The 17,338-nt window shown below is 32.8% G+C and carries 25 protein-coding genes; 5 read left to right on the top strand and 20 right to left on the bottom strand.

The window, feature by feature from the left end; genetic code table 11:
- Positions 1–142: 142 nt before the first annotated feature.
- Positions 143–361, top strand: a complete 219-nt coding sequence (locus MKY26_RS04880) for a helix-turn-helix domain-containing protein (RefSeq protein WP_341092280.1) — start codon at positions 143–145, stop codon at positions 359–361.
- 54 nt (positions 362–415) lie between these two features.
- On the opposite strand, the gene MKY26_RS04875 is transcribed toward MKY26_RS04880, so the two are convergent.
- The 8 genes from MKY26_RS04875 to MKY26_RS04840 form a co-directional block, all read right to left on the bottom strand.
- A complete protein-coding gene (locus MKY26_RS04875; protein WP_341092277.1) occupies positions 416–538 on the bottom strand; it encodes a hypothetical protein in 123 nt (40 codons plus the stop codon).
- Positions 535–1,023, bottom strand: coding sequence for a hypothetical protein (locus MKY26_RS04870; RefSeq protein ID WP_341092271.1), 489 nt, complete (start codon positions 1,021–1,023; stop codon positions 535–537). Before MKY26_RS04870 ends, MKY26_RS04875 begins: the two co-directional genes overlap by 4 nt.
- Before the next feature lie 31 nt (positions 1,024–1,054).
- Positions 1,055–1,315, bottom strand: coding sequence for a hypothetical protein (locus tag MKY26_RS04865; RefSeq protein WP_341092266.1), 261 nt, complete (start codon positions 1,313–1,315; stop codon positions 1,055–1,057).
- An 88-nt stretch (positions 1,316–1,403) separates the two neighbouring features.
- Entirely contained in the window at positions 1,404–2,159 is a 756-nt protein-coding gene (locus MKY26_RS04860; protein ID WP_341092261.1) for a DUF5677 domain-containing protein, read from the bottom strand.
- A gap of 56 nt (positions 2,160–2,215) precedes the next feature.
- Positions 2,216–2,698, bottom strand: a complete 483-nt coding sequence (locus MKY26_RS04855) for a hypothetical protein (protein ID WP_341092258.1) — start codon at positions 2,696–2,698, stop codon at positions 2,216–2,218.
- An 88-nt stretch (positions 2,699–2,786) separates the two neighbouring features.
- Entirely contained in the window at positions 2,787–2,978 is a 192-nt protein-coding gene (locus MKY26_RS04850) for a hypothetical protein (RefSeq protein WP_341092255.1), read from the bottom strand.
- A 94-nt stretch (positions 2,979–3,072) separates the two neighbouring features.
- On the bottom strand, positions 3,073–3,759 hold the full coding sequence (locus MKY26_RS04845) for a hypothetical protein (protein WP_341092253.1): 687 nt from the start codon (positions 3,757–3,759) through the stop codon (positions 3,073–3,075).
- A 91-nt stretch (positions 3,760–3,850) separates the two neighbouring features.
- The gene (locus MKY26_RS04840) at positions 3,851–4,216 is read right to left on the bottom strand and encodes a hypothetical protein (RefSeq protein WP_341092251.1); all 366 of its coding nucleotides are present in this window, start codon (positions 4,214–4,216) and stop codon (positions 3,851–3,853) included.
- 774 nt (positions 4,217–4,990) lie between these two features.
- Here MKY26_RS04840 and MKY26_RS04835 point away from each other — a divergent pair.
- Together MKY26_RS04835 and MKY26_RS04830 are read left to right on the top strand one after the other, a co-directional pair.
- On the top strand, positions 4,991–5,596 hold the full coding sequence (locus MKY26_RS04835; RefSeq protein WP_341092249.1) for a hypothetical protein: 606 nt from the start codon (positions 4,991–4,993) through the stop codon (positions 5,594–5,596).
- Between the two features lie 21 nt (positions 5,597–5,617).
- A complete protein-coding gene (locus MKY26_RS04830) occupies positions 5,618–6,061 on the top strand; it encodes a hypothetical protein (protein ID WP_341050884.1) in 444 nt (147 codons plus the stop codon).
- Positions 6,062–6,553: 492 nt separating this feature from the next.
- Here MKY26_RS04830 and MKY26_RS04825 read toward each other — a convergent pair whose 3' ends face one another.
- From MKY26_RS04825 to yneA, 9 genes are all read right to left on the bottom strand, one after another.
- Positions 6,554–7,093 (bottom strand): hypothetical protein, encoded by a 540-nt coding sequence (locus MKY26_RS04825; RefSeq protein ID WP_341092246.1) that lies wholly within the window; start codon positions 7,091–7,093, stop codon positions 6,554–6,556.
- A 739-nt stretch (positions 7,094–7,832) separates the two neighbouring features.
- Positions 7,833–8,522: a tyrosine-type recombinase/integrase gene (locus MKY26_RS04820; RefSeq protein ID WP_341092244.1), complete on the bottom strand. Its 690-nt coding sequence runs from the start codon at positions 8,520–8,522 to the stop codon at positions 7,833–7,835.
- Between the two features lie 20 nt (positions 8,523–8,542).
- Positions 8,543–8,743, bottom strand: a complete 201-nt coding sequence (locus MKY26_RS04815) for a hypothetical protein (RefSeq protein ID WP_341092242.1) — start codon at positions 8,741–8,743, stop codon at positions 8,543–8,545.
- Positions 8,744–8,930: 187 nt separating this feature from the next.
- Positions 8,931–9,149, bottom strand: a complete 219-nt coding sequence (locus tag MKY26_RS04810; RefSeq protein WP_095369430.1) for a YneF family protein — start codon at positions 9,147–9,149, stop codon at positions 8,931–8,933.
- Between the two features lie 84 nt (positions 9,150–9,233).
- Positions 9,234–9,668 (bottom strand): sporulation inhibitor of replication protein SirA, encoded by a 435-nt coding sequence (gene sirA, locus MKY26_RS04805; protein WP_095369431.1) that lies wholly within the window; start codon positions 9,666–9,668, stop codon positions 9,234–9,236.
- A 136-nt stretch (positions 9,669–9,804) separates the two neighbouring features.
- Positions 9,805–11,802: a transketolase gene (tkt, locus tag MKY26_RS04800; protein WP_095369432.1), complete on the bottom strand. Its 1,998-nt coding sequence runs from the start codon at positions 11,800–11,802 to the stop codon at positions 9,805–9,807.
- A gap of 159 nt (positions 11,803–11,961) precedes the next feature.
- On the bottom strand, positions 11,962–12,192 hold the full coding sequence (locus MKY26_RS04795; RefSeq protein WP_095369433.1) for a DUF896 domain-containing protein: 231 nt from the start codon (positions 12,190–12,192) through the stop codon (positions 11,962–11,964).
- Positions 12,193–12,656: 464 nt separating this feature from the next.
- Positions 12,657–13,322, bottom strand: a complete 666-nt coding sequence (locus MKY26_RS04790) for a YneB family resolvase-like protein (RefSeq protein WP_095369434.1) — start codon at positions 13,320–13,322, stop codon at positions 12,657–12,659.
- 14 nt (positions 13,323–13,336) lie between these two features.
- A complete protein-coding gene (gene yneA, locus MKY26_RS04785) occupies positions 13,337–13,669 on the bottom strand; it encodes a cell division suppressor protein YneA (RefSeq protein WP_095369435.1) in 333 nt (110 codons plus the stop codon).
- Positions 13,670–13,800: 131 nt separating this feature from the next.
- On the opposite strand from yneA, the gene lexA reads away from it, so the two are divergent.
- Together lexA and MKY26_RS04775 are read left to right on the top strand one after the other, a co-directional pair.
- Positions 13,801–14,448 carry a transcriptional repressor LexA gene (gene lexA, locus MKY26_RS04780; protein ID WP_095369436.1) on the top strand — a complete coding sequence of 216 codons (648 nt, stop codon included), beginning with the start codon at positions 13,801–13,803 and terminating at the stop codon, positions 14,446–14,448.
- Between the two features lie 196 nt (positions 14,449–14,644).
- Positions 14,645–14,929: a DUF4257 domain-containing protein gene (locus MKY26_RS04775; RefSeq protein WP_224936226.1), complete on the top strand. Its 285-nt coding sequence runs from the start codon at positions 14,645–14,647 to the stop codon at positions 14,927–14,929.
- A 724-nt stretch (positions 14,930–15,653) separates the two neighbouring features.
- Here MKY26_RS04775 and MKY26_RS04770 read toward each other — a convergent pair.
- The 3 genes from MKY26_RS04770 to MKY26_RS04760 form a co-directional block, all read right to left on the bottom strand.
- Positions 15,654–15,839: a hypothetical protein gene (locus MKY26_RS04770; protein WP_157733734.1), complete on the bottom strand. Its 186-nt coding sequence runs from the start codon at positions 15,837–15,839 to the stop codon at positions 15,654–15,656.
- Positions 15,840–16,278: 439 nt separating this feature from the next.
- Positions 16,279–16,440, bottom strand: a complete 162-nt coding sequence (locus MKY26_RS04765) for a hypothetical protein (RefSeq protein ID WP_157733735.1) — start codon at positions 16,438–16,440, stop codon at positions 16,279–16,281.
- 449 nt (positions 16,441–16,889) lie between these two features.
- Positions 16,890–17,237 (bottom strand): hypothetical protein, encoded by a 348-nt coding sequence (locus MKY26_RS04760; protein ID WP_322909251.1) that lies wholly within the window; start codon positions 17,235–17,237, stop codon positions 16,890–16,892.
- Between the last annotated feature and the right edge of the window lie 101 nt (positions 17,238–17,338).

Below are 17,338 nucleotides of genomic sequence, written 5' to 3'. Positions count from 1 at the left end.
TTTTTAAAGATTTTCTTTAACTTTATAAAGAAATTATAATATCTTCTAAAGGTAAAGTCAATACTTTTGTAAAAATATCTTTAACTTTTTAAAGATTTTCTTTATAATATAAATATAGATAGAAAATGAGGTGGTTGGTTTAATGATTTCTTATGCGCCATTAATGTCTACGTTACATAAAATGAAAATGTCTAAATCAGATTTACAGGAGGCTATCGGAGTATCATCTGCTACAATAGCAAAACTAAGTAAGGATGAACCAGTTTCTTTAAAAGTGATCGATGATATCTGCAATAAGCTAGGTTGTAAAGTAGAAGAAGTAATTACTCATATTAGAGACGAAAAAAACCACCAACAGTAAATGTCGGTGGTTTCAACTCTTTCAATCATTGAACCCTCTTTTAATTTTGTCATTTTATTCAGCGTCATTCATCTCAACAATGCATTTATCTTTGAAAGCTAACTCTAAATATACACTCATCATCTCATCCATATTTCGTGGTAGCTCTTTTAAAGAATGTATTTTATAATCCATCAATACAATATCCCCATTAATATCTTGAAATAAATCGTTCGAAATAATAATGATTTTAGTTTTTCTTCTATAAAAGCGTAAAAAATATTCACGGATTTTACTTCAGCAAATAGTCCTTCTTTCACGTAGAAAACATCAATATTTATATTGGTGTTATTTAATGCTTCACCCAGATCTGCTTTTAGATGCTGCAAATAATTAATTGCAAATTTTATTACAGTGTCTATCTTTCCTCTACCATAATTAATAGTGTCAGAATACGAATTTAAGGATTTAATGAATCTGGTTCTAAAATCACTTTGCGTATTCACATTTCTATAAAACTCTTTTTCATTCACCATGTAACTATCACAATATTCTTGAGGATAATTTTGCTTTAATTGATATGCTTTACCTGAGCAACCAAAGCTACAGTAGAATATTTTCTGATTGTTATTTGTAGAAAGTACGCTATCACAATTTGGATTAGCACATTTTATCTTATACATTTATAAGCACCTATTTATTATTTTATCAAAATCAGTTGTCCCCAAATATTTCCACAACCTGATCTTCAACATCATCTAAGTACTCTATCTGGTTTGAAGGATCTAGCTCACTGAAGGGGATAAGCTTATTATATTCCGCCTCCATCATTAACCATTCTTCAAATTCTTGCTGAGTACATTCTGTTTCTAACTCTTCATTGCACTTTTCATAGTTCTCAACCGCTTCGCTTTTACCACATGCTACTAGTATGGCTATCGCTATTAAAAGAATTAAGTTCAGAGTTCTTTTCATTGCCTGCCTCCTATATTGATCGCAATGTGTATTCTCGCACTATACTATCTCGCTTCCATTTAAAATTGTCATTTTATCTGCTGATATATTAGTTTTTTTTATCCAATACCAATAATAAATCACTATTGTATTTCCCAATTTCATTGGGTAACAGGTAATATAAATAGATTGATTTAACAGTATCTATTAAAAAACTGATGAGTTTCCAAATTATAGCTTCTGGATTATAAGTCTTTTTTGGAACAGATATTTTTTCATTTTCTAATCTTATAAATGAGAAAATATCTTGTGCATGTACTTCAGTTGATTGCATTTTATAGAGTATTTTATATTCTAAATCAATACCTAGATAATCGCATAGTTTTCTAAAGTTATTAATCTTACCATTAAAATTGTACCATTTATCTTTAGTTTTTTTAGAACCAATCGATCTCTTATACTTTTCTTTTATATCTTCTTTGAAAGCAGGGGAAAAAACACTTTGACTTAGACCAAGATAATCTTTTACTTGCTTATCTTTTGAGTATATATCATATACTTGAATCTTGTTCATTGCGGTTGAGTAGAAATAGGTCTCACCTCTATGTACGGTATCTTTTTCTAAGATGTACTTTAAATATGCGTAGTTTTCTAGTACCATTCTAGATATACCAAGTAAAACATTGTAATCGTTCATTTCTAGCAGTTTTATAAATGATCCAACTTTCCCTAACATGTCTTCAAAAAGACCAAATATTACAACATCTTCATATTTAAACTCTCTGCGTTTACCTCTGAATACATTATCTAATACATTTTTTGAGACTTTTAATGTTTCTGAATGTACAGCCTTTAAGTTCTTCATTTGAAATAAATTCACCTCTATACCATTCTATAAAATATTTCTTTTATCTTGTTACATCACCGATTGTGATTTTCAATATACTTAATTGCATAGTTGAGAATGTCTATATAATCTTCAGAATCAACAGGAGACTCTATCTTATCTAGTCCATTTTCAATTTCGTTATATATCTGACCGCCATAAGGCCACTCTTCCCAAACTACATTAAAATCGCAGTCGCTAAATTCATAAAATCTATTCCCCTTTTTAAACTCATCCCTTCTAGTCAAATCCATTATAGAAATGTCTATTATATCTTTGTCTTTTTTTGCCCACATGTGGAATTCATTTGGCGGATTCCAAAGGTAGGCAATTGGTAAATCAGTAAACCTTAATTCACCTGCTACCAATTCTACGTCTAAATTATAAAACCTTTTCATTAAGTCTCTTGTTAAATATGATGTGTATGCACATGCGTCTCCCATACGTATTCTATGATATCTAAAACCGCCAACTATTCCCTCAACTACTGTCTTTTGAATATGTTCCTTAGTAAACATAAAAACCTCCAATTTTATTAAATGTACATAAATAAAATGATTATTTTAATACTGTCTATGCTTTTTTAAAATGCTGGTTTATAATTGGTTATTTACTATACTTCATCAATTCTTTGCTGAATGACTTGATACTTATAGCATAGTCAGATTCAAGATCTTCTGCTATATTTTGAGCTTCCTCAAACTCAAGTGGAGTCACCTGTGAAAAATTATTAACCCACTCCTTTTTCTTTTTATTCCAATATTTCTCATCGTCTGATACAATTACATATTTGTCCATATGAATAACCTCCTTATCTCTACTAAAATATTTTTCTTGTCATATGGCAATGTTTTTTCCTTTTCTCCTCTAGAGCATGATTATTTTAATTCTTCTATTCGGTCGGGTACATTCCCTCATATTTACCATATTGGTATATACTTTTATAAATTGATGTTTTATCATTAAAATCCATTTCAGCAATTGCCTTTCCTTTGATTGACCACAACATAGCTGGCTCTGAATAGTTCATTCCAGGTTCTCTCTTATTATATAAGCGAATAGCATAGCTGAACGTATCTGAATCACTTTTGATTAAATCACTCATTTTTAAATAATGTAAAAAATCAATCATTTCCATTCTTGGATCTACATCTAGGTCAATTGATAAATCAAATATGAACCCTCCAACAAATGATATAGGTTTATCATCATCACCATTTTTAACAGTCACAACCTGTTTATCATCATTCGCTTTGTAAACATCAATCATTTTTTCAATGGTTTCCGCTGTATAATCATAGTAATATCGATCTTTACCGAAAATGGTTTCTACCGCTTCTGTGAAGTTTTCTGCTTTTGGTAATGCTTCGATATTGTGCCAATGAAAAGCAATAATATCCTCTCCCTCATCATTGTTTCCCTCTACTGTTTTCGTATCTGGTTTGATATATTTTGCTTCTTTCTCATTGTCAACTTTGGATACATCTGTAACAATTTCTTCTGAGGATTTTTCTGTTTCTTTTATCTCCTCAGCTCCGCACCCCATTAAAAGTAAAACAGATAAAAACCCTTTTTTCATTCTATAGTCTCCTCTTAATTATTACTCTTCTACTCGTTTAAACTAATGCTTGAATCATGCTTACTTCCTCATATCTATTAAAATACTTGTTTTATATTACATTTCTAAAAAACCAAAATAAGAAATATCCTATCGCAAAAATGATAAAGCTAACAATTACCAACCCTAGATAAAAATCATTATCAGCAACTTTCTTATTATGTACAATACCATGGAAAATTGAGATTTTTTCTATTTTATTGTTTTCATCTACTTCAACATAGATAGTTCTTCTCTGATTGGCTACTGTAGACAATCGTTCGATAACAGCAAATTCATGCAAATTTTCTTTTTTTTCTACGGTCAACACAACAAAACCATTTAAATCTAAGTAATTGATAAAATCCTCTCTATCATATTTTTTACCAACTTTACCCAATTTAACATCGCTATAATTTGCCAAATGACTTTGTGTCAACAAAATCCCCCCCAGTATCTTAAGGCCTATATTTTACCATGATATTCCTATACAAGTTAACTAAACAGTGGATATTTTATGATAAATAAAGAAAATTCCAACTATAATATGGTGCAATTTAACTATATTAGGAGGTGCAGTATTGTCAAAATTTAAAGTGTTTTTACCGTATCCCCAGGCTATAAATACCTATACTTTAGAGATAACATTTTAGTCACGATACAAGATTAAAAATGGTTCTTCTGAGGTCATTAAAGCAAAATAAAAAACCTTCTCCTAAATGCCCAAGTTATAGAAGAAGGTACCGCAAATAAACATTTTGCCTAGGGAAGAAGTTAATTCTTCTCTAGGTGATAACTGTTACTATTATAGCATTTCTACAAATTAAATTCCTAACATATTGTAAAACAAGTCATAAAGAAACCTTGCCACTTTTTCTTTCCTCTATCTTGTATGGCCATAAGATCATCTCTTTACAACTATTATAGAACAAGCGTTCCTATTTGTATAATATTTATAATAACAGCGTTAGGTCTTTAGTCCTGAGAAAATCGGTCACAAAAATACCATTCACCTAAATTAAAATTAGGAAAAATAGTAATAAACTATTATTTCTATTTATTTAGTGTCAATTTACAATATTAGACTTTTATTCTATCAACAAATACCTTATACTGGAATTTGACAGGAAATAAATATCCAATTTTGTTAAAAAGAGGCCTCTTAAACACAAATGAACTATTTTCTGAAAAAAATGTAAGGGATGATAAATCTATGAAAAAACTATTTCTAATACTTACGCTTAGTCTTGGAGTTAGCGTATTTCACTTAGCAAGTGATGCCAGTGCATCTGAAAATAATAGCTATCCCACCCTAAAAGAGATTAACCAGTTGAATGAAGAGCTTCAAATCTTAGTTGATGAGGCAAATGAGAAGCTCGAAAATGGAGAAGAAAATATTGAAGTATCTTCAGAAAATATGACTTTAGGATTCAACGTTAAAGATAATACTACCGTTAGTAAAAATAATGTAGGTATTCAAGCAATTGGATCTAAAAGCTATCAAGCATTTGTAGCAAATACATCAGGATTTAATTTTAGGCACGGAGTAAGTGGGAAATTCACATGGGACGGCAGTTTACTTAAGGCCATTACTTATGTCGAAGATCTTAGTGGAACAATGTATGGTAAATCAGCTAGCACAAACATTCAGGGAGTAGACGGCACTATTGGAAGAGATGCAAAGATAGGAAAATTAACAAGTAAAGGGACTTTTACTGCATTAAAATGGTCACCAATCTCTTATTATACTACTCTTGTTGTTGATTTTTATGCACCTACAAAAAGCTATAGAATCATTACAGCAAAAATCAGCAGTTAATATAGAAGGGAGCTTAAGCTTATGTCGAAAATTACTAAGGGTTTAACGTTTTTATTAATACTAATTATAGCTTTATTCGTTGGTTCGGGATCTGTGTTTGCTGATGTTCATATTACTAATTTTAGTGGCACAACAAAGGAAAGTACTGCATCCCACCCAAAAAATTATCATCACTTCTACTCAAGTAAAGATACAATAAATGTTAAATTTAAGGTAGATAAATTTATAAAGACTCATAAAAAAAAGCGTGTATATGTTGAAGTACAAAAAAGCAACGGACTTTGGTGGAGCACAAAAGCCACGAAGTCAGTGACGAGTACAAGTCAGATAAGCTTTAATGTCAGTTCTGGAGATGGCGATTATCGTTTAGTGATATATGATGAAGCAGAGCGTACTGGATATGATAAGCCACCACTTTACTATGCTAAATCTAGTAAATACTCTGGTTCTGTAACAGGACTATAGTCTATTTCTAAAAAGATTGTTTCAGATATAGTTGAAACAATCTTTTTAATTTAGTATTATTTGGATAATGTCGAGTGAATGACAAATCAAATTAAGGAGCACAAAGAAAATGGATTTATTTATGGTTTTTGTAATTTTTATTATACTTTTAATAATCAGTTCTGTGTTGAATATACTGCTGAAAAACACCAGAAAAAGAGACTGGCTAATTTCTTTATTCATAAGCATTGTCTTGAGCGTAATAATCTATGCCTTATTAAAAGGTTAATATTATGTTCCATAAATTTTACTTTCATCCCAAAGAAACAAGCATACTCGCTTCTTTGGGACATTTTTAATAATTTCAGTAAAGCATCCTATAATATATATCTAGTAATTTTGTTAACAATCGACTATTTGGTCAGGTTTGATTTCTTTTGCACCTTTATTTTATTGAATAAAAACCTTTTACCTCCAACTTCTATTTAGGTGTATAATGAAATAACTCTTTTATTATAAATTTCTCCGTATTAATTCTTCTGTTGCCTTTGATATTACTGTTTCTAGACTTGTATTTTTATCTGGAATAGTTTTGGCATGCACTAGTTCAGATGTAGAAAATTCATTGAGAATTATCTTTTCTCTATATATCTTATTAGCTGAATCACGGTATTTAATATGAAAAGTTCTTACTTCTTTATTAGAGTTATTTTTTATTCTTATAGATGTTGAAAATTGTTGACCAGGAGCAATAAAGTGATTTTTTACTTTTAAAAATGGTTGTCTGTTAAAAATCACATCTCTATATTCTGGATAGTAATTTATTGATTCTATTGTTGCTCCAGTGTTGCCAAAGTTTTTGATTACTAGATATGTGTGTATACTTTTTGATACTTGAACATCAGTTTCATAGATAACTACATAAGGTCTATTAGCTTCTTCAATAGAATACCTTGTTAATTTAAGTGACTTACTAGAAATAATGATAGCAATTAAAGATGTTATAAGACTAACTATAATTGCTGCTATTTGAATCCAATCAGTTGTTGTCATAGTAAAATATCCCCCCTTATGGTTTATTTTACTATAAAAGACATTTTATTAGGTATTCATTATTTAAAGATAAATTCATTTTAACCCTAATTACACTTGCAACAAAGTTAATATTCTTATATAATTTTAAATTCTTGCCAGAAAGTATAGAAATAATCTATAAAATAATTGGTAAGATAATGATTTAATCTCTTCAGTAATTTTATCTCAGTCCATACATTTCCCATACGGTAAAGATTATTACAATGAAGTAGATGTAACATTAGATAAATTAGACAATATGAATAGAAATGAGGAGGAAACTAATAAATGAGAAAGCGTTTGAAAATTATTAAGCATAAACATAGAGGGTTATCAACCCTAATAAACCTACACACCTCAAACAGCCCTAGGCGGCCATAAAAGCTATTTAAAGACTTATATGAGTGATTTATCTTACTGGCATATCTGCCACTGTCCTTCCTTCGTCAGCACTTTATGGTAGCTTTCGCCCTTCGGATACTGAGCTATCCTATCCCCATTTATTTGCGTTGGCTGGGTCAGCACCTGACGTAATTTATTTACTTGTGCTTAACGGCATCTCACAAGGGAATTCCCTAATAAAGACAATAAGAAACTAAACCTTGCATCTACTATTTTTTTAAGTAAAATAAAGGCAGGAAAATTCCGTATTCAATTGTTGGCAAGCAATTAATATGGTAAGTTGAAGCCATGTGTTGGTAGCACAGACTTTTTTTGTTTATCTCTTTTTATTAATAGTCATTAACGGACTCGATGGCATGGCTTTTTCAAGCAATTTAAAGTCCTCCAGTGACTGCAGATACCTTTGGGTAGTCCTAATTTCACTGTGTCCAAGTAATTTAGACAATGTATAAATATCAATGCCATTCAAAATGCACTGGACTGCGTAAAAATGTCTAAATGAGTGCGGAGAGATACGTTTCCCTTTTATTTTAGCTCTCTCTCCTGCTTCTTTTATTACGTTATACAAGCCTACATGTGATAGTTCTCCACCTTTGTAAGATAAAAAGTAGCGATCATCATTGAGCTTATCTTTAAAATATTCCTTACGTTTTCTATCATATTTAATCAGTATTTTTTTAAGCTCAGGACTAATATAAACCATTCTTTCTTTATTCCCTTTACCATTTACCAAAAGATAAGCTTCTTTGACATTGCTAAACTTAAGCCCTCTAATTTCCATCGAACGAAGTCCACAGTCTGATAACATAGCAATTATTGCTTTATTACGAGCTTCCATATAGTTTTGATAAGAAAAAACATTGATCATGGTTGTGATATCTTCGGAAGTGAATCCTTTTAATACCTTCTTAGGTACTTTAGGTAGTTCAACTTTTTTAGTTATATCTTCATCTAAATATTCTTCTGACACACACCAATTGAAGAAAGCTCTAATCATTTTAAACATTGAAACAATACTTTGAGGTTTCAATCCCGCTGATGCTTGTAACGGACATAGGCTTTTAAATCGTATACGGTGATACTCTCTAAGTTTTCAATTCCTCTTTTCTCTTTCAAATAAAGAGTTATTTGCTTTAACTCTTGTCGATTGTTTTTAATGGTTTTAGGAGTAAACCCCTTTGCATGACAATGATAAAAATACTCAGATATAACTTCATCAAGACGCAAAAAAACCACTCTCCCTGGTTAAGTTTCTACAGGAAAAGTGGTTATATTTTGATATGGAGTAAGTTACACCATTTTCTAGCAATTTTTAAAGGTGAAGGATTCACCCTGTCGATATTGATAGATTTAATTCTTACATATTAAATGGTGTAACTAGTTGATGAACCCTTGATATATCAACGTTCGTAAGTTATTTTCCAGGTTGTTGCTTATTCATCGCATTCATCATTTGGTTAATTTTCTTCTGAGACGGCTTCATTCCCATTTGCATCATCATCATTTTAAGCATTTGTTCATTAATTGGTGGATTTTTCTTTAGGTAGCTCATCATATATTTACGAGCGATGAAAAATCCTAGTGCTACACCAGCAAGTAATGCTAATATACCAACTAGAATATATGTCCACATACTACTTCCTCCTTCATGTTGTCTATCATACAGTGTACTAGACCAAAGGTTATTATACAATATTTGCTGATGATTTTCTCTAATTTAGACAAACTTTCTTTCTTTTATTGGCTTTAACCAGCCAAATCGATTATGAAAAAGGTCGATAGCTAAATAAGAACTTTCTTCTTTTCGTAGGACTTCAAAGAACACCGTCTCTGCATCATAGTTTCCTTGAGCCTCTAAACTAAGAAAACGATCATAGATCATCAACTTAGCTTGACTATTTTTTTCTTTAATATAAAACGCATTACTCTTATAAGAAACTTTTTTCTCTGCATATAATTCTCTATATAAATCATTATTTACTTTATCTTTTGGAATATTCTTGGTGATAAAGGCAATTTGTTTTCCCAAAATAAATTGGATCGTCCCAGTCGCTTGTTCATATTCCTTGAACAGCTGATAAAACATTTGCTCTCTACCAAAATAATGAGACGCAAAAGGTTCATCTATTAAATATAGCTGATACGTTCTCATAGAATTACTCCTTTTTTAGACAAGTCTTTTTCTTATTATAAAATTTTATTTCTGTATTTTCTGTCTCTTTTTGTTATAAATTTCTACTTTTTTTGTCGAAAAAAAACGAAGAGGGAAATTCCCTCTTCGCTCATGTTTATAAACTTTTTAATTTACTTACGATGTTCTCTACAGTAAACCCATACTCTTTTATTAGAATATCTCCTGGTGCAGAAGCACCGAATTGATCAATTCCTAAAACGTCGCCTTCTAGACCGACGTATTTATGCCAGCCAAATGATGCTGCCATTTCAATGGCTAAACGTTTGGTTACATTTTTAGGTAATACAGATTCTTTATATTCATTTGATTGAGCATCAAATCGTTTCCAATCCGGCATACTGATTACTGCCACATCAAAGCCCTCTTCTTTTAAAGCAGCTTTAGCCTTCACCGCTAATTCTACCTCTGACCCTGTCGCTAAAAGAAGCGCATCTGGTTGCTCTTTTTCTGCTTTTGCAATCACATAAGCACCTTTTTGAACTCCTTCAGGGGCTAACTCTGCTGAGTTTGGTAGTGTAGCAATATTTTGCCTAGTTAACACAAGTGCTGTTGGTTGATCTTTTGATTCAATCGCTAACTTCCAAGCAGCTGAAGTCTCATTTCCATCAGCTGGGCGAATAACTGCTAAATTTGGCATGGCACGAAGCGCTGCTAATTGTTCAACTGGTTCATGAGTAGGTCCATCTTCACCTACAGCAATACTGTCATGTGTAAGAACATAAGTAACAGGTAGCTTCATTAATGCTGCAAGCCGAATAGCTGGTCTTAAGTAGTCAGAGAATACAAAGAATGTCCCTCCAAAAACATTTAGACCACCGTGTAAAGCCATACCATTTAAAGCGGCACCCATAGCAAATTCTCGTACGCCAAACCAAATATTTTTTCCAGCATAATTAGTTGCTGAGAAGTCTTCTGCATCTTTAATCATCGTCTTATTCGAACCTGCTAAGTCAGCTGAACCACCAAAGAAAGATGGTAAGTTCTTCGCAATACTATTGAGAGCTTCCCCTGAAGACGCTCTAGTGGCTAAACTTTTACCTTCTTCATATACGGGAATATCTTTATCCCAACCATTTGGTAATTCACCTTTGATTGCACCTTCTAGCTGTTCTGCTAATTCCGGATGATTTTTTTTATAAGCAGCGAAAAGATCTTTCCATTCACTATCTGCTTTTTCACCGTTAATAGCTACATTTTGTTTGAAGTGTGCATATACTTCTTCAGGAACATGAAAATCTTCTTCAAATGTCCACTCATAAGCATCTTTTGTTAATTTTAATTCAGATGAGCCTAGTGGTGAACCATGAGAAGCAGATGAGCCTGCCTTATTCGGGGATCCATAACCAATTACTGTTTTAACTTCTATTAACGTCGGTTGTGTAGTATTTTGACGAGCGCTGTCAATTGCCTGGGCAATTTCATCGAGATTATTTCCATCTTCTACTCGAAGATAATGCCAGCCATAACTTTTAAAACGATCGGCTACACTTTCAGAAAATGATTGATCTAAATCTCCGTCTAATGAGATGTCATTAGAATCATACATTACAATCAACTTTCCTAATTGAAGGTGACCAGCAAGAGAAGCTGCTTCTGCAGACACTCCCTCCATTAAGTCTCCATCTCCGCATATACTATATGTATAGTGGTCTACTACATTGTAGCCATCTTTATTATATTCAGCTGATAAGTGACTTTCTGCCATTGCCATCCCTACTGCCATGGCAATCCCTTGTCCTAATGGACCTGTTGTCGCATCTACACCTGGTGTATGGCCATATTCAGGATGTCCTGGTGTTTTACTACCCCACTGGCGAAATTCTTTAATATCATCTAAAGAAAGACCATATCCCGATAAATGAAGGAGACTATACAAAAGCATAGACCCATGACCCGCAGATAACACAAAGCGATCACGATTAAACCAATCAGGATTTTTGGGATTATGATTCATAAACTTTGTCCATAAAGTATACGCCATTGGCGCAGCCCCCATTGGCATTCCTGGATGACCAGAGTTTGCCTTCTCGACTGCATCGATAGACAATGTTCTTATGGCACTAATTGATAAAGCATCTGTTTTGTTGAACATGAACGACATCCTTTCAATATATATCCTACAAATTAAATATAATAGACTTTCACCTTCAGTTACAACCAGAAAGGTAAAAAATTATATAATTGTCATATAAAACAACAACAAAGGAAACTGTTCGTGACAGTTTCCTTTTAAAAATTTATAAACACAATCTTAGTGAAGTGGTTTATTTTGTTCACGTTTTAACTTCTCTGGTGTAACATCATTACCTTCAGGGTCAATAACAGTAACACCTTTTAATGTATTTAACATAGAAGCTCTAAACTTCTCTAAATATTCTTTTCTTAATTTAGATTGTTCCTTTGCTTCTGGTTCTGATAAACCTTCTGTTTTCGCTTTCTTAGCAAGCGAATTAATTCTCGCTAATTTTTCTTTTGAAATCATTGTGCTACACTCCTTCCCATCCAAAAAGTTCTTCATCCCATATGGAGAAGATACTTAATAGCCATATTACTAAATATGACTGCATTTTACAAGAAAGCAGTTTTACAATCATCTTTTGATTTTCATTTCAGACGCCAATAAGTTGGTATCGTATTGCTTTATTATTAGGTATGGCAATGTAGCAGTGTTCTCAACTTAAAAATGTGAGACTATTAATATAGGGAGCGTATGTATGTAAATAAGGGGAATAAGGGAATAATACTTTCACTAACAACTAACGTTAAATGAAAAAACATGGATGAATCCTCGGAAACAAATAACCATTCACAGTTCACTTGTCTGAACCCACGAACGATTGTAGGATCTTTTAGTATGCCTTTATCTTGCTTGGTATCAGTACTAATATTTCTTAGTTTTTAAGTTAAATTACAACTAATCAATCGACTTAACTTATTATGCCTATATCATGATGATTCATTATCCATCTGCTCTATATCATCTATATATTCATTATACCTACGGTTTACTGTCGCTTTAGATATTTTATAACCAAAGCCTCTTAACGTTGCAGCAATTTCTGCAAAAGTAAGGTTATTTTGTCTCAATTTTACTATTTCTTCTATTGGTACCTCTATTCGTTCTCTTCCGTTTATATTTCCTTGGTTTTTTAAATTTTTTTCAGGTCGAAAGCCTTTTTGAACAGCTTTTTGCATCCCTCTTTTTATTTTTACATTATGTAGTTTTCTTTGATACTCTTCAACCATGCTAACAATTTGTAATACCATAGAATCAGAATCTGAAAGTTGCAATTCTCCATTATGGGCAATTGTATAAATCTTCCCATTTTCTTTAAGTATACAATGTAAGATGGCAATTTTAGCATTTCCTCTTCCAATCCTGGTTTCATCTTGAATAAGAACAGCCTCTGCTTGATTTTGTTTAAGTAACTCCAATAATTGCAACACACCAATTCTTTCTAAATCATAGCCACTTGCTTTCTCACGTATGACTTCAACTACATTCATATCCTTCATTCTCGCTAAATGTAAAAGTTCTTCTTCTTGTCTAGCAAGAGACGTTTCCTGGGTATCCTTCGTCGTACTCACCCTGCAATATATAATTACATTCATTCTCTTTCATTCCTTTAGTCTTCTAATATCACACTAGCTAAATTTGTTTCAGATATTATTTCACCATTTGTAATGGGAAGATATACCGTATCACCAGGATGTATTTTACCTAAATGTATATGATTAAATTCTTCTACCCAAGCAACAAAGTCTTTAGAAGACATATTATGGGCATCTTTAAACTCCTCCGCTATTTTCCATAAAGAATCTCCTTGTTTTACTTCAACTTTTACATATTCCTCCTGATTTGCATTACCAGTGTTCAAAAATAATAAGAAAACCATACCGAAACTAAAAGCGATAAGAATAATAGCATAACTATAAGAATTCCACAATTGTTTTATCATTAATTGCCACCCCTGAATAGAATATATGTTCGATTTAATAATTTTAGTATAATGCGAACATTTGTTTCTGTCAATAAGAAAATTCGAACTTATGTTTGTATCTATTTACTACTGATGGTATAATAATCTTAATGAAATTGACGAAGGTGCGTGATAGCGTGAAATTATCTAAGAGGCAGCAAGATATATTGAATTTTATAAAAGATGAAGTAAAACAAAAAGGTTATCCACCTTCCGTTAGGGAAATAGGTGAAGCTGTTGGACTTGCTTCAAGTTCAACCGTACATGGCCATCTAGCCAGACTAGAGAGTAAAGGTCTTATTCGTCGAGATCCGACAAAACCCCGTGCCATTGAGGTATTAAATCTAGAAGAGAGCAACCCAATACCTAAAGTGCAAACGGTGAACGTACCTATTATCGGTAAGGTTACTGCTGGTCACCCCATTACTGCGATTGAGAATGTTGAGGAATATTTCCCTTTACCTGAAAGAATGGCTCCGAGTGATGAAAATATCTTCATGCTTGAAATTATGGGAGAAAGTATGATTGAAGCTGGCATATTAGATGGTGATTATGTCATAGTCAAGCAGCAACAAACAGCAAATAATGGAGAAATCGTGGTTGCTATGACAGAAGATGATGAGGCCACCGTTAAGCGATTCTTTAAAGAGAAGAACTTTATCCGCTTGCAACCAGAAAACCCTACTATGGAGCCGATTATCTTGCACAATGTATCTATTTTAGGCAAAGTTATTGGTGTTTATCGTCAAATACATTAAAAAAGAGTGTCATTATTGACACTCCTTTTTAATAGTTTGCAATTATCTTTATATGTTACTCATACAATTATAAAATTTGAAAAATTCAGTAAAATAGAATCATTACATCGAGACAAAAATATATTATAATGAAATTTACACCAAGAATCAACCTAAGGTCGCAAAAAAATCTCGGCTTTAGGAGTGTGAAGGAAAAATGTTAATGAACATTCTCTTCGCTGCGTTGATTGGTGGAATTGTCGGTGTTGCAGGACATTTGCAGAGATTAGGCAAACTAGTCAAGCCACGGATGACGAAAAAATTCATTTATTTAGGGTTCTTAGAAGACATCTTACTAGGAGGACTGGCGGCCGTATTTGTCATTGTGACAACAACACCGGATTCCCCCACTGCTGTTTTCATCATCTCTCTCGTATCTGGTATGGGAGGTGAGGGTATCTTAAAATTATTAGATACCCTAAAAGTAAAAGATCAAGAATAAAATTTTATTCCGTTCTTATGAACGGTTTTTTGTTGTATATAACAAGAACAGATTTTATTTAGACAACTTCGCTTTTTACCTACTATTCTAGCGCTAGAAATACCCGCTTAAACAGTTCTATTTCACCTTTATGGAAGGGACATAACACATTTTCGTTTAACGTTTTGTGTTGCTTCTTAAATTGTAATATGTATGTCTTACACAGCCCATAGAACCACTCTCCTGAAGTACTGTTCATCCATTCAATACGAGCTAATGTTTTTAAATTTGATACCTACTACTTGACATGATGTTTTATGGGTAAATAAATATTAAAGCATTTTTCATGAAAACAAATAGCTAGGATGATTAAATGCCAATTATTCAATTGATTGGTAACTTGAACGACCTACTTCATCATACATACACCTTAAATTCAGTTCATAAATGAATCAATTGCCCCCCTTGATTTTACATACCCAATAACCCACAAGTACTAAATCGCTTAAAGTAACTATTTCTCATTGATTTCGACTATCCGCATCATTACTTATAATTTTTCTTCCTATTATTAATAAATAAATCTGTAGACAAACTCATTTAAGGAGTTTATCTACAGTCTGAAGCAGCCGTTAAAACGGTATTTGAAGATACCTTTTAGTTTTAGCAATAGTTATTTTCCCATATATAAGCTTCCATTAAAACACAGTAAAAGCACTCTCAACTTACGGGGTTCCTAAGTTCCTTATACTTCAACTGCAACAATATCATCACAACAGATCGTAGTAATTCTTACACGAGCTTTCTTGTCACAACAACAATGATCGTGACGATCATCGTGACGATCACAGTCTGCTTTAGCTAGGAAGACTAAATTACCGCGAATATCGATAAACTCCCCGAACACATGGCCGCCACCTTTAAGAAACACTCTCACATCCTCACCACGGGAAACGTTCTTAAAGAACTCATCGCAGCCACAATCCTTATTGTCGTCTTTGCTGTAATTACCACAACCGTGATTGTTGTTGTCATATCCATATGAGTCTGAATATCTTGGTCTTCTTCCAAAAAAACAATTATTATATCCCATATCTCTTCCTCCTTTCTATCATTATGTTAATACTATATGTCGAGGGTATTGGAGGTGTACGGGCTATATCCCCCTGTTAAAAGACCATTTATTTTCTCTTTGTTTCTATCTTTTAATTTGCTATCCTATCCTAACTAAAATAAAGAAGCAGCCGTTATGGCTGCTTTGGTTGGACTCTTTTTAGTATCTAATAAAGAGATACCAAGTTGAATGTTAATACTCAACAGTTATACTCCTTGCATACATATCTGTTTAGACACAATAAAGAAACTCCTAACTATCGTGTTTCAACTGCAACGATATTATCGCAACAGATCGTAGTGATTCTTACACGATTTTTCTTGTCGCAACAATCATCGTGACGATCATCGTGACGATCACAGTTAGCTTTTGCTAAGAAAACTAAATTACCGCGAACATCAACGAATTCTCCTGTCACATGGTCGCCACCTTTAAGAAATACTCTTACATCCTCACCACGGGAGATATTCTTAAAGAACTCATCACAGCCACAATCCTTATTGTCGTTTTTACTGTAATTACCACAACCGTGATTGTTATTGTCATATGAGTCTGAATATCTTGAGCCTCTTCCATAGAAATTATTATTACATCCCATTTTTCTTCCTCCTTTCTATGATTATGTTAATACTATATGTGGATAATAAAGGAGGTGTACGGGCTATATCATCCTATTAAAAGACCATTTTATTTTCTCTGTGGACCTTCTTTTTGTTTGTCAAACCTATCTAACTAAAATAAAGAAGCAGCCTTTATGGCTGCTTTGAACTCGATTTTTGGTATCTATTAAATAGATACCAAGTTGAATGTTAATACTAAACAGTTATAGCCCTTGCATCCGCTAAGACACAATAAAGAAACTCCTAACTATCGTGTTTCAACTGCAACGATATTATCGCAACAGATCGTAGTGATTCTTACACGATTTTTCTTGTCGCAACAATCATCGTGACGATCATCGTGACGATCACAGTTAGCTTTTGCTAAGAAAACTAAATTACCGCGAACATCAACGAATTCTCCTGTCACATGGTCGCCGCCTTTAAGAAATACTCTCACATCCTCACCACGGGAGATATTCTTAAAGAACTCATCACAGCCACAATCCTTATTGTCGTTTTTACTGTAATTACCACAACCGTGATTGTTGTTGTCATATCCATATGAGTCTGAATATCTTGAGCCTCTTCCATAGAAATTATTATTACATCCCATTTTTCTTCCTCCTTTCTATGATTATGTTAATACTATATGTGGATGGTCTTAGAGTTGTACGGGCTATATCCCCCTGTTGAAAGACCATTTTATTTTTCTCT

The sequence above is a fragment of the Cytobacillus sp. FSL R7-0680 genome (assembly GCF_038009245.1).
Taxonomy (GTDB): Bacteria; Bacillota; Bacilli; order Bacillales; family Cytobacillaceae; genus Cytobacillus; species Cytobacillus kochii.
The sequence above is the reverse complement of the archived record's forward strand: the minus strand, read 5'-3'. Positions and strand labels throughout refer to the sequence as shown.

Excerpts from the sequence above, each read along its gene's own strand:
- MKY26_RS04880 (WP_341092280.1), top strand. The coding sequence starts at position 143 with ATGATTTCTTATGCGCCATTAATGTCTACGTTACATAAAATGAAAATG.
- MKY26_RS04870 (WP_341092271.1), bottom strand. The coding sequence starts at position 1,023 with ATGTATAAGATAAAATGTGCTAATCCAAATTGTGATAGCGTACTTTCT.
- MKY26_RS04865 (WP_341092266.1), bottom strand. The coding sequence starts at position 1,315 with ATGAAAAGAACTCTGAACTTAATTCTTTTAATAGCGATAGCCATACTA.
- MKY26_RS04860 (WP_341092261.1), bottom strand. The coding sequence starts at position 2,159 with ATGAAGAACTTAAAGGCTGTACATTCAGAAACATTAAAAGTCTCAAAA.
- MKY26_RS04855 (WP_341092258.1), bottom strand. The coding sequence starts at position 2,698 with ATGTTTACTAAGGAACATATTCAAAAGACAGTAGTTGAGGGAATAGTT.
- MKY26_RS04850 (WP_341092255.1), bottom strand. The coding sequence starts at position 2,978 with ATGGACAAATATGTAATTGTATCAGACGATGAGAAATATTGGAATAAA.
- MKY26_RS04845 (WP_341092253.1), bottom strand. The coding sequence starts at position 3,759 with ATGAAAAAAGGGTTTTTATCTGTTTTACTTTTAATGGGGTGCGGAGCT.
- MKY26_RS04835 (WP_341092249.1), top strand. The coding sequence starts at position 4,991 with ATGAAAAAACTATTTCTAATACTTACGCTTAGTCTTGGAGTTAGCGTA.
- MKY26_RS04830 (WP_341050884.1), top strand. The coding sequence starts at position 5,618 with ATGTCGAAAATTACTAAGGGTTTAACGTTTTTATTAATACTAATTATA.
- MKY26_RS04825 (WP_341092246.1), bottom strand. The coding sequence starts at position 7,093 with ATGACAACAACTGATTGGATTCAAATAGCAGCAATTATAGTTAGTCTT.
- MKY26_RS04820 (WP_341092244.1), bottom strand. The coding sequence starts at position 8,522 with ATGTTTAAAATGATTAGAGCTTTCTTCAATTGGTGTGTGTCAGAAGAA.
- MKY26_RS04810 (WP_095369430.1), bottom strand. The coding sequence starts at position 9,149 with ATGTGGACATATATTCTAGTTGGTATATTAGCATTACTTGCTGGTGTA.
- sirA (WP_095369431.1), bottom strand. The coding sequence starts at position 9,668 with ATGAGAACGTATCAGCTATATTTAATAGATGAACCTTTTGCGTCTCAT.
- tkt (WP_095369432.1), bottom strand. The coding sequence starts at position 11,802 with ATGTTCAACAAAACAGATGCTTTATCAATTAGTGCCATAAGAACATTG.
- MKY26_RS04795 (WP_095369433.1), bottom strand. The coding sequence starts at position 12,192 with ATGATTTCAAAAGAAAAATTAGCGAGAATTAATTCGCTTGCTAAGAAA.
- MKY26_RS04790 (WP_095369434.1), bottom strand. The coding sequence starts at position 13,322 with ATGAATGTAATTATATATTGCAGGGTGAGTACGACGAAGGATACCCAG.
- yneA (WP_095369435.1), bottom strand. The coding sequence starts at position 13,669 with ATGATAAAACAATTGTGGAATTCTTATAGTTATGCTATTATTCTTATC.
- lexA (WP_095369436.1), top strand. The coding sequence starts at position 13,801 with ATGAAATTGACGAAGGTGCGTGATAGCGTGAAATTATCTAAGAGGCAG.
- MKY26_RS04775 (WP_224936226.1), top strand. The coding sequence starts at position 14,645 with ATGTTAATGAACATTCTCTTCGCTGCGTTGATTGGTGGAATTGTCGGT.
- MKY26_RS04760 (WP_322909251.1), bottom strand. The coding sequence starts at position 17,237 with ATGGGATGTAATAATAATTTCTATGGAAGAGGCTCAAGATATTCAGAC.